This is a genomic window from Streptomyces sp. S465 (assembly GCF_026898115.1).
Taxonomy (GTDB): Bacteria; Actinomycetota; Actinomycetes; order Streptomycetales; family Streptomycetaceae; genus Streptomyces; species Streptomyces luomodiensis.
In genome coordinates this window covers 6,066,153-6,091,930 of sequence record NZ_CP114036.1, presented here as the reverse complement: position 1 = coordinate 6,091,930, position 25,778 = coordinate 6,066,153, and the positions used below count along the sequence as shown (strand labels likewise).

The window sequence follows — 25,778 nt, the reverse complement described above, 5'->3', positions numbered from 1 at the left end:
GCGCCTTCCTAGCGGAGGGCATGGACTGGGAGCCCACACCGTCCGACTTCCGGGTCACCATGTGGGACTCCGGGTGCGGGCTGCCGCAGTCGGGGGCGGCTGCCGCCGAGGACGAGGGTGGGCGCGGCCTCACGATCGTCGAGTCGTGCTCCGGCACCTGGGGGGTACAGGACTACACCGGCAAGGACGCGGGCGTCACCGGCAAGGACGTATGGTTCACGCTGAACCCGCCGACGCCCGTCCGGGTGCGGCATTGGACCGAGTCGGACGGGGCCTGAAACGACGGGGAGGGCCCGCCCGGACCGTGATCAGCACGGTCCGGGCGGGCCCTCGTCGTTCGGCAGCGGCCCGCGCGGAAGCGTCAGGCGTGGACCACGTCCTTCTCCTCCGCGAAGTGGCACGCCGACTCGTGCGCCGCCGGCGAATCCGTGCCGGCGAAGCGCTCGGGGATGGCCAGGAGCGGGGTCTCCTTGGCGCACTTGTCCTCGGCCTTCCAGCAGCGGGTGCGGAAGCGGCAGCCGGAGGGCGGGTTGGCCGGGGAGGGGACGTCGCCGGTGAGGATGATGCGCTCGCGGCCCTCGCGCGACTCCGGGTCCGGGACCGGGACGGCCGACAGCAGCGCCTGGGTGTAGGGGTGCGTCGGGTGGTCGTAGATCTCGGTGTCGGAGCCGATCTCGGCCATCTTGCCCAGGTACATCACGCCGACCCGGTCGGAGATGTGCCGGACGATGGACAGGTCGTGGGCGATGAAGATGTAGGAGAGGTTGAACTCGTCCTGGAGGCCCTCCATCAGGTTGATGACCTGTGCCTGGACGGAGACGTCGAGCGCGGAGACCGGCTCGTCGCAGATGATGATCTCCGGGTTGAGGGCGAGCCCGCGGGCGATGCCGATGCGCTGGCGCTGGCCGCCGGAGAACTGGTGCGGATAGCGGTTGATGTACTCGGGGTTGAGGCCCACCACGTCCAGGAGTTCCTGGACCTTGCGGCGGCGGTCGCCCTTGGGGGCCACCTCGGGGTGGATCTCGAAGGGCTCCCCGATGATGTCGCCCACCGTCATGCGCGGGTTGAGCGAGGTGTAGGGGTCCTGGAACACCATCTGGATGTTGCGGCGGACGGCCCGCAGCGCGCGGCCCGACAGCTTGGTGATGTCCTGGCCCTTGTAGAAGACCTCGCCCGCGGTGGCGGTCTCCAGGGTCATCAGCAGCTTGGCGACGGTGGACTTGCCGCAGCCCGACTCGCCGACGATGCCGAGGGTCTCGCCCTGGTAGAGGTCGAAGGAGACGCCGTCGACCGCCTTGACGGCGCCGATCTGCCGCTTGAAGAGGATGCCCTGGGTCAGCGGGAAGTGCTTGACCAGGTTGCGCACCTGGAGGATCGGCTCGCCGCGGTCGACCTTCGCCTCGAGCGCGGCGACCGCCTCGTCCTCGGTGGCCGCGTCGACCGTCTCCACCTCCGTGACGTTGGGGGTGGCGTCCGCGGCCGGCTCCACGGCCGTCTCGGTCTTCTCGGTGTCAGCCATGGAGGGTCTCCTTCCAGAAGTGGCAGGCGCTGCCGCGGCCCGGCAGCTCCGTGCCGTCCTGCTCGGTGACCGGTACCAGGGCGGGGACCTCCGTACGGCAGATGTCCTGCGCCTTGGGGCAGCGCGGGTTGAAGGCACAGCCCGAGGGGATCTTGAGCAGATTGGGCGGCAGACCCTTGATCGCGTAGAGCTCCTGGCCCTTGCGGTCCAGCCGCGGGATCGAGTCCAGCAGACCGCGGGTGTACGGGTGGGCGGGGCGCTTGTAGAGCTCGTGCACGGGGGCGGTCTCCACGATCCGTCCCGCGTACATCACGGCGATCTTGTCGGCGACGTCCGCCACCACGCCCAGGTCGTGGGTGATCAGGATCAGACCCATGTGGTACTCGCGCTGGAGCTCCGCGAGCAGGTCCATCACCTGGGCCTGGACGGTCACGTCCAGGGCGGTGGTCGGCTCGTCGGCGATGATCAGGTCCGGCTCCAGCGCCATCGCCATGGCGATCATGATGCGCTGGCGCATACCGCCGGAGAACTGGTGCGGGTAGTCACTCACCCGCTCCTTGGCCGCCGGGATGCGCACCCGGTCCATCAGCTCGATGGCCTTGGCCTTGGCCTCCTTCTTGGACAGGCCCTGGTGGACCCGGAACATCTCGCCGAGCTGGTAGCCCACGGTGAGCACCGGGTTCAGCGCCGAGAGGGCGTCCTGGAAGATCATGGCGATCTTCTGGCCGCGGATCTTGCGGCGCTCCTCCCCCGACATGGTGAGCATGTCCTCGCCCCGGAACAGGATCTGGCCCTGCGGGATCTTGCCGGGCGGCATGTCGAGGATGCCCATGATCGCCTGGGCGGTCACGGACTTGCCGGAGCCGGATTCGCCGAGGACGGCGAGCGTCTCACCGGCGTGGACGTTGTAGTTGACGCCGTTGACGGCCTTGGCGACACCGTCCCGGGTGTGGAACTCCACATGCAGGTCGCGGACTTCCAGCAGCGGGGTGCCGTCGTCGCCGGCGCCCTGACGGACGGCGTCGTCCGCGGTCTTCTCGATGGTGGTCACGTACGCCCTCCTCAGCGCAGCTTGGGGTCGAGGGCGTCGCGCACCGCGTCGCCGAGCGTGATGAATGCGAAGACGGTCAGGCTCAGCATTCCGGCCGGGAACAGCATCACATGCGGGTTGTCCCGGATGGCGTCCTTGGCGTCGGAGATGTCGATGCCCCAGGAGATGGTGGGGTCGGCGAGGCCGAGGCCGAGGAAGGACAGCGTGGCCTCGGCGGAGATGTACGCGCCGAGGGAGATGGTGGCCACCACGATGGTGGGGGCCAGCGCGTTCGGCAGGACGTGCCGGAAGAGGATCCGGGGCGTGCCCGCGCCGAGCGCCCGCGCCGCGGTGACGTAGTCCGCCTGCTTGGCCGTGATCACCGAACTGCGCATCACCCGGGCGATCGTCGTCCAGCCGAGGAAGGCGAGGGCCGCGATGACCACGTACACCTTGCGCTCGGTGAACGCGTTCAGGACGACCATCGCGCCGAGCAGGAACGGCAGACCGAAGAAGATGTCGACGAGCCGGGAGATGATCGAGTCGATCCAGCCGCCGAAGTACCCGGCCACCATGCCCAGCAGACCGCCGAAGAGGGTCACCACCACGGTCACGCCGACGCCGACCATGATCGAGGCGCGGGTGCCGTAGATGACGCGGGCGTAGATGGAGCGGCCCTGACCGTCGTAGCCGAACCAGTCGGCCTGGAAGAAGTGGGTCAGCTCGGGCTTGCTGAGGAAGTGGTTGGTCAGGTCGCCGTCGCGCGGGTCGGCGCCGGTGAACAGGCCGGGGAACGCCGCGATGAACAGCAGCAGCACCAGCAGCACCGCCGAGATCCAGAACAGCGGGCGATGGCGCAGTTCGTACCAGGCGTCGCCCCACAGCGAGCGCGGCTTGCCCTGGGGGGCGGGGCCGGCAACGGGGGCGGTGTCCACCTCGGTCGGCGGGGCCACGGCGTCGACCGCCGTGCCGACTGCCGTGCCGGACGGCGATCCGGACGGGGATTTGGTCACGTCAGGCATACCGGATCCTCGGGTCCAGGACCGCGTACAGCAGGTCGACGAGCAGATTGATCAGCAGGATGACGAGAACGAAGACGGTCACGATGCCGACGATGGTGGAGCCTTCCCGCTGCCCGAGCGCCTTGAAGAGCAGATTGCCGACGCCCTGGACGTTGAAGATGCCCTCGGTGACCACCGCGCCGCCGACCAGCGCGCCGACGTCGGTGCCGAGGAAGGTGACCACGGGGATGAGCGAGTTGCGCAGCAGATGGACGCCGACGATCCGGCGGCGCGGCAGGCCCTTGGCGAGCGCGGTGCGCATGTAGTCGGCGCGCAGGTTCTCCGCGAACGTGGTCCGGGTCAGCCGGGCCACATACGCCATGGAGAGCATCGCGAGGACGAAGCCGGGCAGCAGCAGCTGCTGGACGTCCATCGAGTCCTGCACGTTCGGCGGCAGCCAGCCGAGTTCGTCGGCGAAGATGAACCGGGCCAGGTAGCCGAAGACGAAGACCGGCATCGAGATGACGATCATCGTGAAGATCAGCACGCCGGTGTCGGCGGCGCGGCCGGCCCGCAGACCGGCCCAGGCGCCGAGCCCGATGCCGACGATCATTTCGATGGTGAGGGCCACCGCCGCGAGGCGGAGGGTCACCGGGAAGGCCATGCCCATCTCCTCGGAGACCGGGCGGCCGCCGAAGGTCTTGCCGAAGTCTCCCTGGAAGAGGTCGGCCATGTAGTCGAGGTACTGCTTCCACAGGGGCTGGTCCAGCCCGAACTCATGGCGGAGCGACGCGACCTGCGCGGGGTCCGCGGCCTTGTCTCCCCACATCGCCCGGATGGGATCACCGGGGAGGACGTGGACCATGAGGAAAATAATCAGTGTGGTCCCGATGAAGACCGGGATCATCTGGAGCAGTCGCCTGGCGACGTAGCGCCCCATTATGCCTCCATGCCGTTGGGGGGCGGCGAAGGCCACGTCTCGTCTGCGCCACGCGGGTGGGGGGATGAGCTGCGGGCCTCACGCCTGCGGACCGGTGCCGCCGCTCCCCGGTGGGAGGAGCGGCGGCACCGGCCGGCTGGTCCCGATGATTACTTCTTCACCTGCACGTCGGTGAAGATGGGGTCGCCGTCCTGGCCGTAGGGGATCTTGCCCAGGATCTTGTTGGACTGGCCGCTGTTGACCTTGTAGAACCACAGCGGGATCGCCGGCATGTCCTTCGCGAGGACCTGCTCCGCCTGCTGGTAGAGCTTCACGGTCTCGTCCAGGGTGGCGGCCTTGTCGGCCTTGTCGGCGAGCTCGTCGAACTCCTTGTTGGCGTAGCCGCTGGTGTTACCGGCCGCCTTGGAGCCGTAGAGGTCCCTCATGAAGTTCGAGTTGACCGGGTAGTCGAGCACCCAGCCACCGCGGTACATGGACTTGACCTGGTGCTTGTCACGGGCGTTCAGGTCGGCCTGGAAGTCGGGCTTGGAGTCGCCGACGCAGTCGACGCCGGTGGCCTTGCGGATGCTGTTGCAGACCGCGTCCACCCAGGGCTTGTGGTCCTGGTCGGCGTTGTACTGGATCGAGATCTTGTTGCCCGGGACGCCGCCGCCCTCCTTGATGAGCGCCTTGGCCTTGGCCGGGTCGTAGGTGACCTGCTCCTTCAGCGCGCCGGCCTTGTAGCCGAGCACTCCGCGGGCGACGAAGCTGTCGGCCGGGGTGCGGGAGCCGTGCAGCACGGTCTTGGTGATCGTGTCACGGTCGATCGCCATGGACAGACCCTGGATGACCTTGGGGTCGATGTCCTTGAACTGCTTGGTGTAGAAGGCCGGGACGATCGACTGGACCGCCGAGTACTCCTCGTCGATCGCGCGGCTGCCCAGGTCGCTCTTGTAGTTGGTGAGCGCGGTGGTCGGAACCTGCTCGATCCAGTCGAGGTTGTTCGAGCGCAGGTCCGAGTAGGCCGCGTCGGCGGTGGTGTAGTTCTTGAAGTCGATGCCGCCGTTCTTGGCCTTGTTCGGGCCCTGGTAGCCCTCGAACTTGCGGACCTTGATCAGCTTCTTGTGGTCCCAGGAGACGAACTTGTAGGGGCCGTTGCCGACCGGCTTCTCACCGAAGCCCTTGGGGTCCTTGAAGAAGCCGGTGGGCAGCGGGGCCCACACGTCGTAGCCCAGCTTGTAGGCGAAGTACGAGACCGGGCCGTTGAGCTCGATCTTGAACTCGTTGTCGTTGACGACCTTGAGGCCGGACATCTTGTCGGCCTTGGGCTTGCCCTTGTCCGGGTGGACGTCCTCGTAGCCCTTGATGTCCTGGAACCAGCTGGAGTTGGTCTGGTTGTTCGAGACGTTGGCCGACCAGTTCCAGGAGTCCACGTAGGACTTGGCGGTCACGGTCTCGCCGTTGTGGAACTTCCAGCCCGGCTTGAGCTTGACGGTCCAGACCGAGGAGTCCTTGTTGGGCGTGACGGACTCGGCGTTGACGTAGACCAGCTTGCCGGTGCCCGGCTCGTAGTCCACCAGACCCGCGAAGATCGCCCGCAGCACGCGGCTGCCCTGGCTCTCCTTGGCGTTCGCCGGCTGGAGCGGGTTCTGCGGCTCGCCGAGCTGGGCGGTGATGATCCCGTCCGGGTCCGCCGTGCCCTTGTTCATGTCATTGCTGCCGCTGTCACTGTCGCCGCCACCACAGGCGGTCGCGGCCAGCGCCACAACCGCTGCCAACGCGACCCACTTGGCGCTCTTGGCACCGCGCATGGGTTTGCCTCCTCAGGAGTCCACTGTCACTACGAGAGGGGGCGCCCGGAGACACGCTGACACCCCTGACAGCGAAAGGGACCGGAACCCCCCAGATGCGCTCGTAGGTCCGCGCTCCCCACAGCGTGTGACCCATTGACCCGAGCTCAATGGACCCCATGATTGAGCACGTCCGGCCCTTAAACCACACCTTATGGGTCTCGCTTTGGTCACAGCATCTACGCGCGGAGCTTCGAAATCCGGACAAAACTGCCCCAGACAGACACACGCGAAACGGACTGTTAACACATCATGCGGAGCCCGGACACCGATATCCGGACACACGAATCCGCATAACCGCTTGACTGACACCTTCCTGACATGGCAACGGCCCGGACCCCCGCTGTGGAAGCGGTGGGTCCGGGCCGTTGGCAGCTCACGGACGCACGGTGGGGCGCCTACGCTCAGTGACCGGCGCCGGGGGTGCGCATCGGCGCGCGGCATGGCCCCTCCCGGGCCCGGCGCGCGACCGTACGCGTCAGCGCCCGGGGGCGTGGCCGTACGCCTCAGCGCTTGGCGCGGGCGGCGGTCCGGGCGCGCTCCTTCTGGTCGAGCACCACCTTGCGGATGCGCACCGTCTCCGGCGTCACCTCGACGCACTCGTCGTCGCGGCAGAACTCCAGGGACTGCTCGAGCGACAGCAGCCGCGGCGGGACCAGGGACTCGGTCACATCCGCGGTGGAGGACCGCATGTTGGTGAGCTTCTTCTCCTTGGTGATGTTGACGTCCATGTCGTCGGAGCGGGAGTTCTCGCCGACGATCATGCCCTCGTACACCTCGGTGCCCGGCGAGACGAACAGCACACCGCGCTCCTGGAGGTTGGTCATCGCGAAGGCGGTCACCGCGCCCGCGCGGTCGGCCACCAGCGAGCCGTTGTTACGGGTCTTCAGCTCGCCGAACCACGGCTCGTGGCCCTCGTGGATGGAGTGCGCGATACCGGTGCCGCGGGTCGAGGTCAGGAACTCGGTGCGGAAGCCGATCAGACCGCGGGAGGGGACGATGAACTCCATGCGGACCCAGCCGGAGCCGTGGTTGGACATGTTGTCCATCCGGCCCTTGCGGGTGCCCATGAGCTGGGTGACCGCGCCCATGTGCTCCTCGGGCACGTCGATGGTGATGCGCTCGACCGGCTCGTGCACCTTGCCGTCGATCTCGCGGGTGACCACCTGCGGCTTGCCGACGGTCAGCTCGAAGCCCTCCCGGCGCATGGTCTCCACCAGGATCGCCAGCGCCAGCTCGCCCCGGCCCTGCACCTCCCAGGCGTCCGGGCGGTCGGTGGGCAGCACGCGCAGCGAGACGTTACCGATCAGCTCGCGCTCGAGGCGGTCCTTGACCAGCCGGGCGGTGACCTTCCGGTCCTTCACGGCCGACTTGTCCGCGCCTTTGCCGCCGGGGCCACGGCCGACCAGCGGGGAGGTGTTGGTGCCGATGGTCATCGAGATGGCGGGCTCGTCGACGGTGATCAGCGGCAGCGCGATCGGGTTCTCCGGATCGGCCAGGGTCTCGCCGATCATGATGTCGGGAATGCCCGCGACGGCGCAGATGTCACCGGGGCCGGCCACCTCGGCGGGCTTGCGGGTGAGCGCCTCGGTCATCAGCAGCTCGGTGATCCGGACGTTGGAGATGGTGCCGTCGCGCTTGATCCACGCGACCGTCTGGCCCTTCTTCAGCTCGCCCTGCTCGACCCTGAGCAGCGCGATCCGGCCGAGGAAGTTGTCCGCGTCCAGGTTGGTGACATGGGCCTGGAGCGGCGCGGCCGCGTCGTACTCGGGCGCCGGGACGGTCTCCAGCAGGGTGGAGAAGAACGGCTGGAGGCTGTCGCTGTCGGCCGGGACGGTGCCGTCCTCCGGCTTGGTCAGCGAGGCCACACCGTCGCGCGCACAGGCGTAGACGATGGGGAACTCGATCTGCTCCTCGGTCGCGTCCAGGTCCAGGAACAGGTCGTACGCCTCGTTGACGACCTCGTCGATCCGGGAGTCCGGGCGGTCCGTCTTGTTGATGCACAGGATCACCGGCAGCTTGGCCTGGAGCGCCTTGCGCAGCACGAAGCGGGTCTGCGGCAGCGGCCCCTCGGAGGCGTCCACCAGCAGGACCACCGCGTCGACCATGGACAGACCGCGCTCGACCTCACCGCCGAAGTCGGCGTGGCCGGGCGTGTCGATGATGTTGATGGTGACGGGGTCGCCGCCGTCCGCCGGGTGGTACTTCACGGCGGTGTTCTTCGCGAGAATGGTGATGCCCTTCTCGCGCTCCAGGTCGTTGGAGTCCATGACCCGGTCGTCCACCTGCTGGTGAGCGGCGAACGCACCCGCCTGCTTGAGCATGGCGTCGACGAGGGTCGTCTTGCCGTGGTCGACGTGGGCGACGATGGCGACGTTACGAATGTCGTGGCGCGTGGGCATGAAAGCGCGCTTCTCCCGGTTTCGTGGGTGGCGGCGCGCTCCTGGTGCGGCGCGCCTTCCGCCGGGCTGATCACGCCTCGGCCTCACCCCCATGGTACGGGGAGGGCGCGGGGACGGATGCCGCAGCCCGTCCCCGCGCCCGCCGTCCTGTCCAGCGGCTCTAGGCCCTGTCTGACAAATCCCGCCTTGCTCGCGACGCCTGGCACGGCACCTCGCTGCGTTGTCGGAGTCGTCCGAGTAGGCCCACTACGAGGACGATCCTCCGCCTTGCGATGCTCCCCCAGCTACCGCTGGGAGGTACCCCCTGCACCAGACGCCGCGAGCACCGCCTCCGGCGGACGGCGCTATTTGTCAGACAGGGCCTAGCGACGGAAGCCGATGTCCTGGTAGCGGGGGGTGGCGAAGCCGAAGGCGCCCGCGTTGACCAGTCCCTTGCGCACCGCGACCAGCTGGGGGCGCTGATAGAGCGGAATCGATCCGGCCGCCGCCCAGATCCGCGAGTCCGCGCGGCTGACCAGGGAACGGGAGGTGCCGCCGTCCAGCTCGGTGAGCGCCTGGTCGAAGAGCTGGTCGATCTGGTCCGTGCCCACCCGGGTGTAGTTCTGCTCGACGACCAGGGAGCCGTCGGCGGCGGGCTGCGGCTTGGCGTAGATCGGACGGCCGTCGGTGGCCGGGTAGGCGGAGGCGGGCCAGGAGTAGAGGGCCAGGTCGTAGTCGCCGGTGACGATGTGGTCCCGGAAGTAGCTCTCGCCCGGAACCCTGGTGATCTCGGTACGGACGCCGATCTTCTCCAGCATCCGCGCGATGCGCTCGCCGACCGTGCGCAGCTGGGCGCCGGTCCGGTCGTCGGGGAGGACGAAGCGCAGCACCAGCGGCCGCCCCTTCTTCCGTACGACCGCCGTCTCCCCGACCCGTCCGGACCGCCCCGCGTCCCCGGCCGCGGGGGCGGCACCGGAGGCGCTCTCGGTGGCGGTGCCGGAGGCGCTCTCGGTGGCGGAATTCGGGGCGCCCTGGGCGGCGGGGTCCGTGCCGGGCGCGTAGGAGTCCGGGTCCGTGCCGGGTGAGTACGCGTACGAGTCCGTGGCCGGAGCCGTGGCGGGGTCCGTGGCCATGGCCGTCGGGGCGCTCCGCCGCCTGCCCCGGTCGTCCGTCTTGCCGTCGAGCGCCTTCTGCCGGCCCGCGTCGTTCGCCCGCCAGCCCGCGTCGGCGAGCAGCGACTGCGCGGCATGGGTGTCCGGGGCGCCGAGGGCACCGCTGTGGTCCTTGTAGCCCGACTGGCCCGCCATCAGCAGATGGTTGCCGAGCGGGTCGGCCGGCAGCCCCAGCGGCTTCAGCACCAGCTTCGCGAGGGCCTTGCGGTCGATCGCGCGGGCCACCGCGCGGCGCACCCGCTCATCGGCGAGCGGGCCCTTGGTGCCGTTGAGGGCGAGCTGGGTGTAGGCGGGGTCCAGGGCCTTGCGCAGGGTGAACCTGCCGAGCGCCCGGGTCCGCGACCGGTTCGTGCCGGCGCCGGCTCCCGCCGCCGCCCCGGCGGCCTCCCGTCCGTCCGCCGCCTCCCGACCGCCGGCGGACGGCTCCGGCGCGCCCGCCTCGCCCGGGGCCGAGGAGCCCCGGGTGGCGCCCGCGGCCTGCTTGCCGGGACTGGCGGCCCGGATGCGCCGGGCGGTGGTCCGGTCCACCTCGGCCAGGTCCAGCTGCCCGGCGATCAGGGCCTCGGCCCGCTTCTCGGCCGGCACCGCCAGGAACATCATCCGGCTCAGCCGGGCCCGGTCGCCCCACCAGCGGGGGTTGCGGACGAGGGTGACGGAGGTGTCCGTGACCTGGCGCACCATGAAGGGCCCGGCGCCGACCGCGAGGCCCTTGCCGGCCGCCGCGGAGAAGACCGCCGGGTTGCCCATCACGCTCTTCGGGTACAGCGGGGTGAACAGCGAGCGCCAGTCGGTGTACGGCTTGGCGAAGGTGACCTTGACCTCGTGCTCCTTGTCCCCGGGTTCGATCTTCGCGATCCGGTCGTATCCGGCGTTGCGCGCCGTCCCGTACGCCGCGTCGGTGCCGCGCAGCGCCTTCCACTGGGCCTGGAAGTCCTCCGCGCCGATCGGGCGCCCGTCGCTCCACACCGCCTTGGGGTTGAGCTTGTAGACCACGACCTGCCTGGGATCGCTCGAGGTGACGTCGGCGGCGGTCAGATAGTCGCCGTTGCGCTGCGGCCTGCCCCGGGCGTCGAGGGTGTAGAGGGAGGGCAGCACGGCGCCGGCGACCCGCTGGGTGCCCGTGTCGGCCTGTGGCCGGAAGGTGTTGAAGGTGGCGGGCATCGCGTCCAGGGCCCAGCGCAGGGTTCCGGTGCCGGTGGTCCCGGTGCGTGGTGCGGAGGCGATGTCCCAGGCGGCGCGCGGCGGCGGGCCGTCGTCGTCCGAGCTACAGCCGGTCAGCACGGGAAGCGGCAGGATCACCCCCGCGGCGAGCAACATGGCGCGGCGGCGCTTGGCGATGGGCATGGCTCGTACCTCCGCAGGGTGACGGATATATGCGCATTTGGCACAATGTGACGTTGATCGCATATACTCCTCACTCAAAGCGACGGTTCATGGGACAGCACGCTGAGACGGCCACGGAGACGGCCACGAGGGGAAAGGATCACCCGACCGGATCAATGCGACGGGCGCGCGCTCCGGCGCGCTGCGGCGGAATCGCGCCGGTGGCTCCGCCAATCACGACAGATCCCTTCACAACCACGACCGCGGCGCGTAACACTCGCTGTCGCATGAGCGTCGCCAACCGCAACCGCGGAAGTGAGGGCAAGTCATGTCCTTGAACGACGACTTGACGGCCGTCCAACGCTGTCTCGATGACCTGGTCCGCTCCGTCTCCCGGCTGGAGCAGCGGGTCGGCACCGACGGGCTGGAGATACGCCGGGTCCGCACCGACGCGGACCACCTGCGCGAGAGCCTCGCCCTGTTGCGCGAGACGGCTCCCGAGGAGCGATCACGCCCCGAGATGGTTCTGGTCCCCGACGCGCCGTACAACAGTGCGCTGTGGTCGGACGTCGATGACGAGGGCCTCGGCGCGCGCGATCGCCACGCGCCCTAGGGACGGTCCGGCGCGCCCCGCGTCGGCGGGATGCGCCCCACCGTCTCCCCACACCACTCCACCGCGGAGTTCCCCTTGGCCACAGGCACCGATCCGCAAGCCGTCACGCCCCCCGACCGCCGGACGGCCCCGCACGGGGTGCACAGCGCCTCCCGTGCCGCCATCCCCGGCCGCCATCTGCGCAGCGACCGCTGGTGGCTCGCTCCGGCGGTCACCGCCGCCGGGCTGTTCGCGTTCGTCGTCTACTCCACCTGGCGGGCCTTCGCCGGGGACGACTACTACGCCGAGCCGTACGTCTCCCCCTTCTACTCGCCCTGTATCGCGCAGAACTGCGTACCGATGAAGGGCGGCGCCAACTGGGAGATCTTCGGCGCGTGGTGGGGCCTGTCCCCCGCGCTGCTGATCCTGATCTTCCCGCTGGGCTTCCGGCTCACCTGCTACTACTACCGCAAGGCGTATTACCGGGGCTTCTGGGCCTCACCGCCCGCCTGCGCCGTCGCCGAGCCGCGCGCCACTTACACCGGCGAGACCCGCTTCCCGCTGATCCTCCAGAACGTCCACCGCTACTTCTTCTACTTCGCGGTGATCGTCGCGGGGATCCTCACCTACGACACCGTGCTCGGCTTCCGGGACGAGCACGGCCGCTGGGGCCATATGGGACTGGGCACGCTGGTGCTGCTCGTCAACATCGTGCTGATCTGGGCGTACACCCTCTCCTGCCACTCCTGCCGGCATATCGTCGGCGGCCGGCTGAAGCACTTCTCCCGGCATCCGGTGCGCTACCGGCTCTGGGGCTGGGTGAGCGAGCTCAACATGCGCCATATGCAGCTCGCCTGGGCCTCTCTGATCAGCGTCGCCGTCGCGGACTTCTACGTCTATCTGGTGGCCAGCGGTGCCTTCGACGATCCCCGCTTTTTCTAGGAGAGGTGCTCATCGATGACGCAAGTCGAGCGGCAGGCGTGGGACGTGGTCGTGATCGGCGCGGGCGGCGCCGGGCTGCGGGCCGCGATCGAGGCCCGCGAGCAGGGCATGCGCTGCGCCGTCATCTGCAAGTCGCTGTTCGGCAAGGCCCATACGGTGATGGCCGAGGGCGGCATCGCGGCCAGCATGGGCAACGTCAACGAGCGCGACAACTGGCAGGTGCACTTCCGCGACACCATGCGCGGGGGCAAGTTCCTCAACCACTGGCGGATGGCCGAGCTGCACGCCCAGGAGGCCCCGGACCGGGTCTGGGAGCTGGAGACCTGGGGCGCGCTCTTCGACCGCACCCCGGAGGGGAAGATCTCCCAGCGGAACTTCGGCGGCCATGAGTACCCCCGTCTCGCCCATGTCGGGGACCGCACCGGGCTGGAGCTGATCCGCACCCTCCAGCAGAAGATCGTCTCCCTCCAGCAGGAGGACAAGGCCGCGACCGGCGACTACGAGGCCCGGCTGAAGGTCTTCCAGGAGTGCACGGTCACCCGCATCGTCAAGGACGGCGACCGGGTCGCCGGGGTCTTCGGCTACGAGCGCGAGTCCGGCCGGTTCTTCACCCTGGAGGCCCCGGCCGTGGTGCTGGCCACCGGCGGTATCGGCAAGTCCTTCAAGGTCACCTCGAACTCCTGGGAGTACACCGGCGACGGCCACGCGCTGGCCCTGCTCGCGGGCGCCCCGCTGATCAACATGGAGTTCGTGCAGTTCCATCCCACCGGTATGGTCTGGCCGCCCTCGGTCAAGGGGATCCTGGTCACCGAGTCGGTGCGCGGCGACGGCGGGGTGCTGCGCAACAGCGAGGGCAAGCGGTTCATGTTCGACTACATCCCGGACGTCTTCAAGGAGAAGTACGCCCAGTCCGAGGACGAGGCCGACCGCTGGTACGAGGACCCGGACCACAACCGCCGCCCGCCCGAGCTGCTCCCCCGCGACGAGGTGGCCCGCGCCATCAACGCCGAGGTGAAGGCGGGCCGGGGCTCCCCGCACGGCGGGGTCTTCCTCGACGTCTCCACCCGGATGTCCGCCGAGGTGATCAAGCGGCGGCTGCCCTCGATGCACCACCAGTTCAAGGAGCTCGCGGACGTCGACATCACCGCCGAGCCCATGGAGGTGGGCCCCACCTGTCACTACGTGATGGGCGGGGTGGACGTCGACCCGGACACCGCGGCCGCGACCGGGGTGCCCGGACTGTTCGCCGCGGGCGAGGTCGCGGGCGGTATGCACGGCTCCAACCGGCTCGGCGGCAACTCCCTCTCCGACCTGCTGGTCTTCGGGCGCCGCGCCGGGCTCCACGCGGCCCGGTACGCCCAACAGGTCGCGGCCTCCGGCGCCCGCCCGGTGCCGGACGAGGCCCAGCTGGACCTGGCGGCGGCCGAGGCGCTGCGCCCGTTCAGCGCCGAGGCCGGCGAGCCGGGGGAGGCGGGGGAACCGACGGAGGCCGTCGCGGGGCCGTCCGCGCCGCCGGAAAACCCGTACACCCTCCACCAGCAGCTCCAGCAGTCGATGAACGACCTGGTGGGGATCATCAGGAGGGCCGAGGAGATGGAGGAGGCGCTGCACCGGCTGGCGGATCTGCGGGTCCGGGCGCGCCGCGCCGGGGTCGAGGGGCACCGGCAGTTCAACCCCGGCTGGCACCTGGCCATCGATCTGCGCAACATGCTGCTGGTCAGCGAGTGCGTGGCGCGCGCCGCGCTGGAGCGGACGGAGAGCCGTGGCGGGCACACCCGCGACGACTGTCCGGAGATGGACCGCGCATGGCGGCGGCTCAATCTGGTCTGCCGGCTCTCCGACCCCTCGGGCGGTCTGGCGGCACCCGACACCGGACGCGGCCAGATCCGGCTGGAGCGGCGTGAGATGCCGCCCATCCGGCCCGATCTGCTGAACCTGTTCGAAAAGGACGAGCTGGTGAAGTACCTGACGGACGAGGAGCTGACCCAGTGAGCGCGTATGAGGCCCACTTCCGGGTGTGGCGGGGCGACCGGGACGGCGGCGGTCTGAAGGACTTCCGCGTCGAGGTCAACGAGGGCGAGGTCGTCCTCGACATCGTCCACCGGCTCCAGGCGACCCAGGCCCCCGATCTGGCGGTCCGCTGGAACTGCAAGGCGGGCAAGTGCGGGTCGTGCAGCGCCGAGGTCAACGGCCGGCCCCGGCTGCTGTGCATGACCCGGATGTCGGTGTTCGACCAGGACGAGACGATCACCATCACCCCGCTGCGCGCCTTCCCGGTGGTGCGGGACCTGGTGACGGACGTGTCCTTCAACTACGCCAAGGCCCGTGAGGTGCCGTCCTTCGTACCGCCGGAGGGGCTGGGGCCGGGCGAGTACCGGATGTGGCAGGAGGACGTGGGGCGCTCGCAGGAGTTCCGCAAGTGCATCGAATGCTTCCTGTGCCAGGACACCTGCCATGTGGTGCGCGACTTCGAGGAGAACAAGGAGGCGTTCGCCGGGCCGCGCTTCCTGATGCGGGTCGCGGAGCTGGACATGCACCCGCTGGACGCGGCGGCCGACACCGGCCTCGACCGCAAGCGCGCCGCCCAGGAGGAGCACGGTCTGGGTTACTGCAACATCACCAAGTGCTGTACGGAGGTCTGCCCCGAACAGATCAAGATCACCGATAACGCCCTGATCCCGCTCAAGGAGCGGGCGGTGGACCGTAAGTACGATCCGCTGGTCTGGCTCGGCAACAAGATCCGCCGTCGCGGGCAGTAGCCGCCGGGGCGGTGACGTCCCTCGTCGTGTCGCGGGCCCGCCGACGGCGGCCCGCCGCCCGAGCCGACCCGCGGCGCGCGACGGGAGGGTCCCGCGCGGGTCGGCTCGTCGGCCGGAGGGGGCCGGTCGTCGCGGACGAAGGGCCGGGCGAAGCAGGGTGCCGGCGGGGCCCGCCATGGGTGGGTCCGGGCAGGTGAAGCAGGGTGCCGGCGGGCCCGCCATGGATGGCTCCGCCCGTCGTCACCACAGGCTGAGCAGCGCCTCCACCGAGTCCGGTCCCGAGGACTGGCCGTCCGGGAGCGCCAGCTCGAACCAGACGGTCTTGCCGAGCGGGGTCCGCCGGCTTCCCCAGCCCGCGCTGAGCAGCCCGACCAGCTGAAGTCCCCGCCCGCCCTCGTCGGTGTCCCGGGCGCGCCGCCGCCGGGGCTGGACCAGACCGCCGTCCCAGACCTCGCACACCAGCGTGCGGTCCAGCAGCAGCCGCAGCCGGATCTCGCCCTCGCCGTACCGCAGGGCGTTCGTCACCAGCTCGCTGACCAGGAGTTCGGTGGTGTCCACCAGTTCGTCCAGCCCCCAGGACTCCAGCTGCTCACGGGCCAGTTCGCGGGCCCGGCCCACCGACCGCGGGGCGCTGGGGAGGTGCCAGTCGCCGACCGACTCGGCCGACAGGCCCTGCACCCGGGCCATCAGCAGGGCGATGTCGTCCTCGCCGTGGTGGGTGTCCAGGGTGCTCAGGACGTGGTCGCAGACGTCCTCGAGGGACCTGGCCACGGCCTTCCCGCCGCCGGCGCGGTCCGAGGTGTCGAGGGCCGCGCGCAGGGCGAGGAGCCCCTCGTCGAGGGTGTGGTCGCGGGATTCCACCAGACCGTCGGTGTAGAGGGCCAGCAGCGCGCCGTCGGGCAGCTCGACCTCGATCTCCTCGAACGGCTCGCCGCCGACGCCGAGCGGCATGCCCGGCGGGACCTCCATCAGCAGGGCGCCCTCCCCCGGTTCGACGAGGACGGGGGGCGGATGTCCGGCGTTGGCGAAGGTACAGCGGCGGGTGACCGGGTCGTAGACGGCGTAGACGCAGGTGGCGAGGTAGACCTCGGACAGGTCGGAGGAGTCGTCGGCGGCCGTGCCGCCACGGGCGAGGGCGCGCGAGCCCGACCGCGCGCCGGCGTGCGAGCCGCCCGGTGTGCCCAGGCCGCGGGCGATCTCGTCGAGCGCGGAGAGCACCTCGGCGGGCTCCAGGTCGAGCAGGGCGAGGGTGCGTACGGCGGTGCGCAGCTCGCCCATGGCGACGGCGGCGCGCAGCCCCCGCCCCATGACGTCGCCGACCACCAGCGCGGTGCGGTGACCGGGCAGCTCGATCACGTCGAACCAGTCGCCGCCCACCTCGGTCGCCGCGTTCCCCGGCAGATAGCGGCAGGCGATGTCGAGCCCGGCGGCCTCCGGGTCGCCGGGCGGGAGCAGGCTGCGCTGGAGTATCAGCGCGCGCTCGTGTTCTCTGCGGTAGAGCCGGGCGTTGTCGATGCTGACGGCGGCGCGGGCGGCCAGCTCGACGGCGAGCGCGCGGTCCCGTTCGCCGAACGGCTCGCTGCCCTTGGCACGGGAGAACTGGGCCAGGCCGACCACGGTGTCGCGGGCGACCATCGGCACCAGGAGGGTGGACTGGAGCAAGGCGCCGAGCTCCAGGCCCTCGCTGCCGTCCCGGCCGGGGACGACCCGGACCTGGGCGGTGCGCAGGGCGTGGGCGCACAGCGAGTTGAAGGGGTAGCGGTGCACCTCGCCGACCTGGATCGGCTTGCGGTCGTCCACGGTGTCGGCGCGACAGATGTCGCCGAAGGCCACCGGGCCGTCGGAGACCGCGCTGGCGAAGGCGACGCGGCGCAGCTCGGCGCTGCCGTCGGCGAGTCCGGGCGGGGTCTCGTCACCGGAGAGCAGCCCCTGGTAGAGGTCGACGGAGGCCAGGTCGCAGAACTGCGGCACGGCCACGTCCAGCAGCTCGCGGGCGGTGGTCTCCAGGTCGAGCGAGGTGCCTATTCGAGCCCCGGCCTCGTTCAGCAGCGCCAGATTGCGCCGTACGCCCGCGGCCTCCTGTTCGGCGCGGCGGCGGCCGGTGACATCGGTGGCGAGTCCGGCGACGCCGATGGGGCGGCCGGAGCCGCTGTGCAGCCGGTAGAGCGACACCGACCAGCGGCGCCGGTCGGGGCTGCCCGGCACCTGGCCCACGATCGGCATATCGGTCAGCGACTGCCCGCTGTCCAGGACCTGGCGCAGGGCGGCGGTCAGCCGGTCGGCCTCACCGCGCGGCAGCAGATCATACGGGGTCGTACCGCGGTACTGGTCGGTGGGGCGGCCGAAAACCTTCGCAAAGCGCTCGTTGACGCGGAGCATCCGCAGATCGGTGCCGAAGAGGAAGAAGCCAAGCGGAGATTGACCGAAAACGGCCTGTGAAGAAGCAAGATCGGTTTCCAGTCCGCGCAACGCGCTGACGTCGACCGCGATACAGAGCGCGCCCCGCTCCCCGAGCGCGTCCTTGGCGGGCATCACATAGACCTCGGCGATGCCCTGTCCGTTCGGCGCCTTGGGGTTGTGGTAGGGGACCAACCCGGTCCACTCCCGGCCATCCAGGATGTCGGCCACCGCGCGATGGCCGGGCTCCTGCAACTGGGGCGGTACGAACGCCTCCACCGGGTCCTTGCCGATGGCCTGCCGCGCCGTCAGCCCGAGCAGCTCCGAGGCCCGTTCGCTCCACTGGGCGATCCGGCCGTCGGGTCCCAGCGCGAACGAGGCGACCCGGATGTAGTCATAGATCGAGCCGGGCGGGCTGCTCTGCCACATCGACGACATCGGCGACATGAGCGGCATATCCGGCACCGACGGCCCCTGTGACACTGGCGACACCTGCGAACCAACCGTCTCCTCGGGCATTTCAGCCCCCGCTGGCTTCTCGCTCATGCGCCCGTCCCCTCCGGCTCAGGTGCTCCGACCGGCTACAGATAGCCGAGTATCCAGCACTTCGGCCATCCGGAGTACGGTCTTCACGATCACAGCACTATCTCAGCCCGCCATCGGTTTCCGTCCCGGCTTTTGGCGAAGCGCTCATGATCAGCGCTCCACCTCACTCCTAACCGGGCGGAGGCGGCTCGAACCCCATGGATTTCCCAGTTCGCGACCTGGGGGGCGCCCCGCGCGGGACCGGCCTCACGGCGTACGCGGACCAGCATCCCCGCCGCCACCAGCGGCTTCGCCGGCCCCGGTACCGCCGGTGGCCTGTGCGGCTGCGGTGCCCCCGACGGCCTCCGCGCCGCCCGCGCGCAGCCGGCGGACCGCCTCCGCCACCGCGGGGCGGTCCTCGTCCAGCCAGTCCACCTCGTCCACCCGGTCCGGGGGGAGCCAGCGCAGCTCGTCGTGGTCCTCCAGCGGGTGCGGTTCGCCGGCGCGCAGGGCCGCGGTCCACACCCGCAGCACATAGCCGGGCTTCAGGGCCCACTCCCCCGGCAGCGGTTCGAGCGGCTCGACCTCGACCCCGAGCTCCTCGCGCAGTTCGCGGACGAGCGTCTGCTGCGGGGTCTCCCCGGGCTCGGCCTTGCCGCCGGGCAGCTCCCAGCGGCCCGCGAGATCGGGCGGGGCGCTGCGCCGCGCGGCCAGCAGCCGCCCCCGGTCGAACACCGCTCCACCCACCACCACACGCACGCTCATGCGCCGAACCCTAGCCCCTGCGCAGACATCCGGTCCGCCCCGAAGGACACCGGAGCCCCGGGGCGGGCGCCCCGGGGCTCATGGTGACGTGCGTCGTCGTACGGGCGGTCCGGACCGTCGGGCTGACCGGACCGGCCGGCTAACCGGACTGACGGGACGCGGCGGTCCGCTCGACCACGTACAGCTGCTCCTGGCCCTGTCCCTCGAGTCGGTCGGCCACCTCCTGGGCCTCCGTCCTCGTGGCGTAGCGCCCGACGCGGTAGCGGTTGCCGTTGGTGTCCTGGCGGATGACGAGCCAGGGCAGCACAGCGTTCCCGTCACTCATCTCCCCGCCCCCTCCGCTGTGGCGCGCTCGGGCGTACGCCCCCGCGACACCATTAAGGAATTCCCGATCCGCATATGCCCGAGCCTACGCCCTACCTTCACGCAGCGGATACGTGTTCTTACCAGGAGGCACTCATCCGGCCATGTCTCCGGCGCGCGCTTCGGTCTTCGGCCGGTCGTCGCCATCGCCGTCCGCGCCGTCCTCGCCCGGCTCACCGGCCGGGGCGGCGCCCAGTTCGCGCTCGGTCTCCAGCAGCGTCGGGTTGCGCCAGGCGCTGCGGATGCCCCAGGCGTAGAAGGCCAGCCCGATCAGGGCGACGATCAGGATGTCCCAGCCCTCCGGCAGATAGCCGCGGCCACCGAACTCCTTGCCGCCGGCCCACGACACCGCCGCCATGACCAGCAGATACGCGACCATCCAGACACCGGCGGCCAGATGTGGCCGCAGCTGCGCCCACGGCTTGCGCAGTTCGTACCAGGCCCAGACCGGCAGCCCGATCGCCATGATCAGGATGACCTTGCCGGTGAGCGGCCAGCGGGCCCAGTACAGGACGAGCGAGCCGAAGACCATCGCGATCGGCGCGATCACCGGCATCGCGCGCAGCTTGACCGGCCGCGGCAGATCCGGGGAGAGGCGGCGCAGCGACATCACGGCGACCGGACCGGTGATGTACGAGATCACGGTGGCGACGGAGACGATCTCGGCCAGCGAGCCCCAGCCGCGGAAGACCGCGAGGAAGGCGAAGGCGATCACCAGGTTGAGCACCAGCGCCGGGCGCGGGATACCGGTCTTGGGGTCGACCTTGCCGAAGATCCCCGGCAGATGGCCGTTCTCCTGGACGCCCTGGATCATGCGGGAGGTGGTGGCCGCGTAGATCATGCCGGTGCCGGAGGGGGAGATGAAGGCGTCGGCGTACAGCAGCATCGCCAGCCAGTTCAGGCCCCAGGCCAGGGACAGGTCGGCGAGCGGGGAGTTGAAGGAGAGCCCGTCCCAGCCGCCGTGCTTCAGATCGGCGGCGGGGACGGCGGTCAGGAAGGCGATCTGGAGCGCGACGTAGATGACCAGCGCGATGAGGATCGAGCTGATGACGGCCTTGGGCAGCGACTTCCCCGGCTCACGGGCCTCGCCCGCCATGTTCAGCGGCGACTGGAAGCCGTTGTAGGCCCAGACGATGCCGGAGACGGCGACCGCGGTGAACACGGCGTTCCAGCCGTTGGGGGTGAAGCCGCCGTTGTCGGTGATATTGCCGGTGTCGAAGTGCGACAGCAGCAGCGCGCCGGCGGTCAGGGTCGGCACGACCACCTTGAAGACGGTGATCGCGGTGTTCGTCTTCGCAAAGAGGGTGATCGCGAACCAGTTGAGGAAGAAGTAGACGAGCAGCAGCACGGACGCGAGCGCGACACCGCTGCCGGTCAGCTCCTTCCCGTCGTACAGCCCCTCGGCCCAGCCGAAGTCCCAGGAGCTCATGTACTGCACGGAGGCGGTGGCCTCACCGGGGATCACCGAGACGATGGCGATCCAGTTGGCCCAGGCGGCCAGATACCCGGCGAGCGAGCCGTGGGAGTACTGGCCGTACCGGACCATGCCCCCGGCCTTGGGGAACATCGAACCCAGCTCGGAGTAGGTGAGGGCGATGGTCAGGGCGACGGCGGCGCCGATCACCCAGGCCAGGATGGCGGCGGGCCCGGCCAGCGCGGCGGCGCGCGCGGCGCCGAAGAGCCAGCCGGAGCCGATGATCGACCCGAGACCCACAGCGGTGAGGGCCACCGGTCCGAGCGACCTTCGATAATGCGAGTGGGAACCCTGCTCCGTGCTCAAGTTCCTGGCACTCCCTTCGCCCCCCTGACGACCGGACACAAACCGATCCATCGTAAGAGCGAAATGGACGATCGATTTCCGGTAACCCCTTTCACCGGCGCCGATGTGACGTTCGCAACACGAAACCCGGGAACCGTGCTTACGTGTGGGTAACCGGCACCGTACGCACGGTGCCGTCCGCACGCACGGCGGGAAGTGGCATGGGCGGGTGCGGCGCCGCAGCGGCCGCATGCGGCCGTCCGTGCGGTGATCACCTCACGGGCAACCGGTAAGAGATCCGATAGCGCTCGGCGAGCACCACGAGATCGGCCGTCTCCACCGGACGCCCGCCCGCGTAGTACGTACGCGAGGTGACCAGCACCCAGTGGCCCGGCACCCCGCCGAGCGCCAGCACCTCCTCGGCCCGGCCGGGCCGCGCGCCGACCTCCTCCGCCACGTTGTCCACCACCAGGTCGAGGGCGGCCATCCGGTCGACCACCCCGCGCCCGGCCAGCGGGCCCTCCTCGGGCAGCATCACCGGCGTGCGCCCGGTGACCGCGAGCGGCTCCCAGGAGGTGGAGAGCATCACCGCCTCGCCGTGCGAGCGGAACACATAGCGGGTGCGCATCACCCGCTCCCCCGCCTCGATCCCCAGCCGCCCGGCGATCTCCGGCCCGGCCTCCTCCTGCGCGCTGTCGGCGTCCCAGGTGCCGGTGATCCGTTCATCGGCCTGCTCCTGGCGGAACGGCGTGGTCTCACCGGCGGCGTGGAACCCACTGCGGACGACCCGGCGCGGCACGGGCTGCGCCCGCACATACGTACCGGACCCGGAGCGCCCCTCGACCAGCCCCTCGGCCATCAGCACCTTGCGGGCCTCCAGGGCGACGGTGTCGGAGACCCCGTACTCCTCCCGGATCCTGGCCTGTGAGGGGAGACGCGCATGCGGCGGCAGCTCACCCGCGGCGATCTTCTTCCGCAGATCGTCGGCGACGCGGAGGTATGCGGGCTGGTCACCAAAGGCCACGTGCACTCCCTGGGTTGACAGTCAGCAACAGCTTGACAACTCGTTGTTGTCAATTGCAACTGAAGGCCAGGGCTTCACTGGAAGTAGTGAACTCAGCTCAGAGACGTTTAACTCGACCAAAAGGGGGTGGGCTGCCCGGCGCCCGGCAACCCACCCACCTTCCCGGCCGTGACGCCGCGCAGATGCCCGCCGAACGCCTCCAGCGGCGGCTAACCTCCGAAGTGGCCACCACCGACGCAAGGAACCGAGATGGACGACGAACCGCTGTCGGAGTGGGCGGAGCGGCGTCCGGCCGCCGGGCGGCACCGCACACCACCAGCGCCCGAGCCGGAGCGGGGATGACCAGGCCAACCGGGGCGGGCGCGTCCGTTCGCCGCCGCTCAGGCGCCCTGCCGGGCAGGCTGCCGGCGCTGCTCGGCGGGCTGCTGCTCGCGCTCTGCGCGGGCTGCACGGGAGGTGCCGGGGCGCAGGACGACGTCCATGGGGCGACCGCCGCCCGGCCGGGCTCGGCGGGGGTCGGCGACGCGCTCTTCCCCCGGCTCGGCAACGGCGGCTACGACGTGCGGGGCTACCGGCTCGCCCTCGACTACACGCCCGCCTCCCACCGGCTCGAGGGCACCGCCCGGATCACCGCCCGCGCCACCCGCGCCCTAAGCTCCTTCCACCTCGACCTCGACGGGCTGCGGGTGCGGAAGGCCACGGTGAACGGCCGCCCCGCCCAGGCCGCCCGAAGCGGCGCCGAATTGATCCTCACCCCCGCCACGGCCCTCCCCAAGGGCCGCGCCTTCACCGCCACCGTCGTCTACGACGGCGAGCCGAAGACCCTCACGGGCGAGGACGGCGCGTAGGAGGGCTGGCTCCGCACCCACGACGGCGCCGTGGCCCTCGGCGAGCCGACCGGCTCCATGACCTGGTTCCCCGGCAACCACCACCCCTCCGACAAGGCCACCTACGACATCGCCGTCACCGTGCCCAAGGGCTACACCGCCGTGTCCAACGGCGAGCTGAAGCGCCAGGAGACGCGAGGAGACCGCACCACCTTCCGGTGGCACACCGGCGAGCCCATGGCCGGCTATCTGGCCACCGTCGCCATCGGCCGCTTCGACGTCCGCGCCACGGCCGCCCACGGCACGGCGCTGCCCCGGTACGTCGCCGTGGACCCCGTCGAGGGCGTCGGCGCGGCGCACATCGGCGACCAGGTCGGCGACGTCGTCGCCTGGGAGAGCCGCACCTTCCGCAGCCCGTACCCCTTCTCCTCCACCGGCGCGGTCGTCGACCACCTCCCCGGCCTCGGCTACGCCCTGGAGACCCAGACCAAGCCGTACTTCGACGCCGCCCCGGACGAGACGCTCGTCGTGCACGAGCTGGCCCACCAGTGGTTCGGCAACTCGGTCACCCCCCGGACCTGGAAGGACATGTGGCTCAACGAGGGCTTCGCCACCTACGCCGAGTGGCTGTGGGAGGAGGACCACGGCGGCCGCACCGCCCAGCAGATCTTCGACGACTTCTACACCGGCAGCGACGCCGAGAGCGACGGCATCTGGGCCTTCCCGCCCGCCGATCCCCCGAGCGTCGCCGGCGTCTCCGGCCCGCCTGTCTACGGCCGCGGCGCGATGGCGTTGCACAAGCTCCGCCGGACCGTGGGCGACACGACCTTCTTCACCATCCTCCGTACCTGGCTCACGGACCACCGGCACGGCAACGCGGACACCGAACAGTTCACCGACCTGTGCGAACGGGCCTCCGGCAAGGATCTGACCCGCCTCTTCGACGTCTGGCTGTACGGCGCGGGCAAGCCGGAGAAGCCCTGACCCGACGCCGGAAGAAGCGACCGCCCCCGGCCGCCCGGAGCCGCTACGGTTGAGCCATGACCGCACTGCCCGACTGGATGCGCCCACCCCGCGCGGAAGGCTGGTTCGCGGATGACCTGGACCGCCTCCCCGAGGCGCCGCGCCACACCGAGCTGATCGACGGAGCGCTCGTCTTCATGATGTCGCCGCAGAGGTGGTGGCGCGGCCACCTCGTCACGATGCTCACCGTCACGCTCATGGAGCAGGCGCCTGCCGAGGCGCGGGTCGGCCGCGAGATGACGATCAGGCTCGATCAGCGCAACCGGCCCGAACCGGATCTGCTGGTGACGACGGCGGACTTCGACAGTGACCGCACTTGGTTCGCGCCGAACGAGGTACAGCTCGTTGTCGAGGTCGTCTCCCCCGAGTCCGCCCACCGGGACCGGACGGTCAAACTCCGCAAGTACGCCGAAGCCGGGATTCCCCATTACTGGTGCATCGAGGACGAGGGTGGAATGCCCGTTGTCCACGTCTATGAACTCGACGAGCCGACCGGCGCGTACGCCCCCGCTGGGATCTTCCGGGAGACCCTGGAGCGCCCCGTCCCCTTCAAGGTCAAGGTCGAACTGAGCAAGCTCGTCCCGAAGCGGAACAGCTGAGGACGACGGCGACAAGAGGCCGGGCCCTGTGGGCGTCTCAGGCGACGTGCAGCAGGGCGCTGGTCTCGGCGGATGACATCTCGGTGGCGTAGACGCGGCTGCCCGGCTGGTGCTTGCGGCCGCCCTCGCCCAGATGTCCGGCGTCCACGGGGTCGAAGCCGATGTCGCGGATCAGCCCGGCCACCGCGGCCTTGGCCTCCTCGTCGTTGCCGGACAGCGGGATGGCCACCCGGTCGGCAGCGCCCTTGGGGCGGGCGTGGTCGCGCAGGTTCTCCCAGTAGATCGCGTTGAACGCCTTGACCAGGTTGGCGCCGGTGTGGGCCTGGATCTTCTCGCTCGAGGTGGTGGCGTCGCCGTCGAGATCCGGGTCGTGCCCGTCCCGCTCGGGGTAGTAGTTGCAGGTGTCGATGACGACCTTGCCGCGCAGCGGCTCGGTCGGCAGCTCCCGGTAGCGGCCGTAGGGAATGGACACGACCACCGCCTCGCCGAACCGGGCCGCCTCCTCGGCGGTCATCGCGCGGATCGGGCCGCCGATGTCGGCCACCAGGCCGGCCAGGGTGTCGGGGCCGCGGGAGTTGGCGATCGCCACCTCGTAACCGATCGAGGCGAAGTGGCGGGCCAGGGTCGAGCCGATACGGCCCGCTCCGATGATTCCTATGCGCACGGCGTTGTTCCCCTCCTCGTCCGCGGGTGGGCCATCAGCCGGGTTACCCGCGTCCCGCGGGTCATGCATACGTTCAGCGGCGGCGGGCCTGGGACTGCTCCGAGGCGGGGCACCGCCGATACGCCACGGCCGGCCGTCAACCGGTCGAGCAGGTGTTCCGAGCGGACCCATACCTGTGGTCGCGAAGTGAGAAATCACCGCAGCGCGCGATGAGTATTTCTGAGACAACAACGGCGCGTAATGGCTTACCGCGCGTAGCCGAATGTGCCGTGCTACTGTTGATCCCAGTTGCAGTTGTGGTTCCCAAATCTTCAAGCGCCCTCACTGGCTTTTATGCCAATGGG

The 25,778-nt window shown here is 70.3% G+C and carries 19 protein-coding genes and 1 pseudogene; 7 read left to right on the top strand and 13 right to left on the bottom strand.

What is annotated here, in order from left to right:
- Positions 1 to 20 precede the first annotated feature (20 nt).
- Positions 21 to 278 (top strand): ATP-binding protein, encoded by a 258-nt coding sequence (locus tag N6H00_RS25795; protein ID WP_268974212.1) that lies wholly within the window; start codon positions 21 to 23, stop codon positions 276 to 278.
- 83 nt (positions 279 to 361) lie between these two features.
- On the opposite strand, the gene N6H00_RS25790 is transcribed toward N6H00_RS25795, so the two are convergent.
- From N6H00_RS25790 to N6H00_RS25760, 7 genes are all read right to left on the bottom strand, one after another.
- On the bottom strand, positions 362 to 1,519 hold the full coding sequence (locus N6H00_RS25790; protein ID WP_268974211.1) for an ABC transporter ATP-binding protein: 1,158 nt from the start codon (positions 1,517 to 1,519) through the stop codon (positions 362 to 364).
- Positions 1,512 to 2,570 (bottom strand): ABC transporter ATP-binding protein, encoded by a 1,059-nt coding sequence (locus N6H00_RS25785; RefSeq protein ID WP_268974210.1) that lies wholly within the window; start codon positions 2,568 to 2,570, stop codon positions 1,512 to 1,514. Before N6H00_RS25785 ends, N6H00_RS25790 begins: the two co-directional genes overlap by 8 nt.
- Before the next feature lie 11 nt (positions 2,571 to 2,581).
- The gene (locus tag N6H00_RS25780) at positions 2,582 to 3,571 is read right to left on the bottom strand and encodes an ABC transporter permease (RefSeq protein ID WP_268974209.1); all 990 of its coding nucleotides are present in this window, start codon (positions 3,569 to 3,571) and stop codon (positions 2,582 to 2,584) included.
- The gene (locus tag N6H00_RS25775) at positions 3,564 to 4,490 is read right to left on the bottom strand and encodes an ABC transporter permease (RefSeq protein WP_268974208.1); all 927 of its coding nucleotides are present in this window, start codon (positions 4,488 to 4,490) and stop codon (positions 3,564 to 3,566) included. The genes N6H00_RS25780 and N6H00_RS25775 overlap by 8 nt, the downstream gene beginning before the upstream one ends.
- A 149-nt stretch (positions 4,491 to 4,639) precedes the next feature.
- A complete protein-coding gene (locus tag N6H00_RS25770; RefSeq protein ID WP_268974207.1) occupies positions 4,640 to 6,280 on the bottom strand; it encodes a peptide ABC transporter substrate-binding protein in 1,641 nt (546 codons plus the stop codon).
- A gap of 545 nt (positions 6,281 to 6,825) precedes the next feature.
- Positions 6,826 to 8,721, bottom strand: coding sequence for a translational GTPase TypA (typA, locus tag N6H00_RS25765; protein WP_268974206.1), 1,896 nt, complete (start codon positions 8,719 to 8,721; stop codon positions 6,826 to 6,828).
- A 362-nt stretch (positions 8,722 to 9,083) separates the two neighbouring features.
- Positions 9,084 to 11,216 carry an ABC transporter family substrate-binding protein gene (locus N6H00_RS25760; protein WP_268974205.1) on the bottom strand — a complete coding sequence of 711 codons (2,133 nt, stop codon included), beginning with the start codon at positions 11,214 to 11,216 and terminating at the stop codon, positions 9,084 to 9,086.
- Between the two features lie 307 nt (positions 11,217 to 11,523).
- On the opposite strand from N6H00_RS25760, the gene N6H00_RS25755 reads away from it, so the two are divergent.
- The 4 genes from N6H00_RS25755 (at position 11,524) to N6H00_RS25740 (ending at position 15,488) form a co-directional block, all read left to right on the top strand.
- The gene (locus N6H00_RS25755) at positions 11,524 to 11,808 is read left to right on the top strand and encodes a hypothetical protein (RefSeq protein WP_268974204.1); all 285 of its coding nucleotides are present in this window, start codon (positions 11,524 to 11,526) and stop codon (positions 11,806 to 11,808) included.
- Positions 11,809 to 11,883: 75 nt separating this feature from the next.
- Positions 11,884 to 12,729: a hypothetical protein gene (locus N6H00_RS25750; protein WP_268974203.1), complete on the top strand. Its 846-nt coding sequence runs from the start codon at positions 11,884 to 11,886 to the stop codon at positions 12,727 to 12,729.
- Between the two features lie 15 nt (positions 12,730 to 12,744).
- The gene (locus N6H00_RS25745; protein WP_268974202.1) at positions 12,745 to 14,721 is read left to right on the top strand and encodes a fumarate reductase/succinate dehydrogenase flavoprotein subunit; all 1,977 of its coding nucleotides are present in this window, start codon (positions 12,745 to 12,747) and stop codon (positions 14,719 to 14,721) included.
- Positions 14,718 to 15,488, top strand: a complete 771-nt coding sequence (locus N6H00_RS25740) for a succinate dehydrogenase/fumarate reductase iron-sulfur subunit (protein WP_268974201.1) — start codon at positions 14,718 to 14,720, stop codon at positions 15,486 to 15,488. Before N6H00_RS25745 ends, N6H00_RS25740 begins: the two co-directional genes overlap by 4 nt.
- A gap of 240 nt (positions 15,489 to 15,728) precedes the next feature.
- Here N6H00_RS25740 and N6H00_RS25735 read toward each other — a convergent pair whose 3' ends face one another.
- From N6H00_RS25735 to N6H00_RS25715, 5 genes are all read right to left on the bottom strand, one after another.
- Positions 15,729 to 18,431 carry a SpoIIE family protein phosphatase gene (locus N6H00_RS25735; protein ID WP_443073033.1) on the bottom strand — a complete coding sequence of 901 codons (2,703 nt, stop codon included), beginning with the start codon at positions 18,429 to 18,431 and terminating at the stop codon, positions 15,729 to 15,731.
- Positions 18,432 to 18,677: 246 nt separating this feature from the next.
- Positions 18,678 to 19,175, bottom strand: a complete 498-nt coding sequence (locus N6H00_RS25730; protein WP_268974199.1) for a (deoxy)nucleoside triphosphate pyrophosphohydrolase — start codon at positions 19,173 to 19,175, stop codon at positions 18,678 to 18,680.
- Positions 19,176 to 19,314: 139 nt separating this feature from the next.
- A complete protein-coding gene (locus N6H00_RS25725) occupies positions 19,315 to 19,500 on the bottom strand; it encodes an SPOR domain-containing protein (protein WP_014054660.1) in 186 nt (61 codons plus the stop codon).
- Positions 19,501 to 19,632: 132 nt separating this feature from the next.
- Positions 19,633 to 21,369 (bottom strand): APC family permease, encoded by a 1,737-nt coding sequence (locus N6H00_RS25720; protein WP_268974198.1) that lies wholly within the window; start codon positions 21,367 to 21,369, stop codon positions 19,633 to 19,635.
- Between the two features lie 199 nt (positions 21,370 to 21,568).
- Positions 21,569 to 22,321 carry a GntR family transcriptional regulator gene (locus N6H00_RS25715; protein ID WP_268974197.1) on the bottom strand — a complete coding sequence of 251 codons (753 nt, stop codon included), beginning with the start codon at positions 22,319 to 22,321 and terminating at the stop codon, positions 21,569 to 21,571.
- 338 nt (positions 22,322 to 22,659) lie between these two features.
- Between N6H00_RS25715 and N6H00_RS25710 the strand changes: the two are divergent.
- Both N6H00_RS25710 and N6H00_RS25705 read left to right on the top strand, forming a co-directional pair.
- Positions 22,660 to 24,132, top strand: a pseudogene (locus N6H00_RS25710) (M1 family metallopeptidase).
- A gap of 56 nt (positions 24,133 to 24,188) precedes the next feature.
- Positions 24,189 to 24,770, top strand: coding sequence for a Uma2 family endonuclease (locus N6H00_RS25705; RefSeq protein WP_268974196.1), 582 nt, complete (start codon positions 24,189 to 24,191; stop codon positions 24,768 to 24,770).
- 37 nt (positions 24,771 to 24,807) lie between these two features.
- On the opposite strand, the gene N6H00_RS25700 is transcribed toward N6H00_RS25705, so the two are convergent.
- Complete coding sequence (locus tag N6H00_RS25700; protein WP_268974195.1) at positions 24,808 to 25,434, bottom strand: NADPH-dependent F420 reductase; 627 nt, start codon at positions 25,432 to 25,434, stop codon at positions 24,808 to 24,810.
- Positions 25,435 to 25,778: the final 344 nt, after the last annotated feature.

Coding starts and splice junctions, on each gene's coding strand:
- typA (WP_268974206.1), bottom strand. CDS start 8,721: ATGCCCACGCGCCACGACATTCGTAACGTCGCCATCGTCGCCCACGTC.
- N6H00_RS25720 (WP_268974198.1), bottom strand. CDS start 21,369: ATGGATCGGTTTGTGTCCGGTCGTCAGGGGGGCGAAGGGAGTGCCAGG.
- N6H00_RS25780 (WP_268974209.1), bottom strand. CDS start 3,571: ATGCCTGACGTGACCAAATCCCCGTCCGGATCGCCGTCCGGCACGGCA.
- N6H00_RS25795 (WP_268974212.1), top strand. CDS start 21: ATGGACTGGGAGCCCACACCGTCCGACTTCCGGGTCACCATGTGGGAC.
- N6H00_RS25760 (WP_268974205.1), bottom strand. CDS start 11,216: ATGCCCATCGCCAAGCGCCGCCGCGCCATGTTGCTCGCCGCGGGGGTG.
- N6H00_RS25790 (WP_268974211.1), bottom strand. CDS start 1,519: ATGGCTGACACCGAGAAGACCGAGACGGCCGTGGAGCCGGCCGCGGAC.
- N6H00_RS25735 (WP_443073033.1), bottom strand. CDS start 18,431: ATGAGCGAGAAGCCAGCGGGGGCTGAAATGCCCGAGGAGACGGTTGGT.
- N6H00_RS25730 (WP_268974199.1), bottom strand. CDS start 19,175: ATGAGCGTGCGTGTGGTGGTGGGTGGAGCGGTGTTCGACCGGGGGCGG.
- N6H00_RS25775 (WP_268974208.1), bottom strand. CDS start 4,490: ATGGGGCGCTACGTCGCCAGGCGACTGCTCCAGATGATCCCGGTCTTC.
- N6H00_RS25745 (WP_268974202.1), top strand. CDS start 12,745: ATGACGCAAGTCGAGCGGCAGGCGTGGGACGTGGTCGTGATCGGCGCG.
- N6H00_RS25755 (WP_268974204.1), top strand. CDS start 11,524: ATGTCCTTGAACGACGACTTGACGGCCGTCCAACGCTGTCTCGATGAC.
- N6H00_RS25705 (WP_268974196.1), top strand. CDS start 24,189: ATGACCGCACTGCCCGACTGGATGCGCCCACCCCGCGCGGAAGGCTGG.
- N6H00_RS25725 (WP_014054660.1), bottom strand. CDS start 19,500: ATGAGTGACGGGAACGCTGTGCTGCCCTGGCTCGTCATCCGCCAGGAC.
- N6H00_RS25770 (WP_268974207.1), bottom strand. CDS start 6,280: ATGCGCGGTGCCAAGAGCGCCAAGTGGGTCGCGTTGGCAGCGGTTGTG.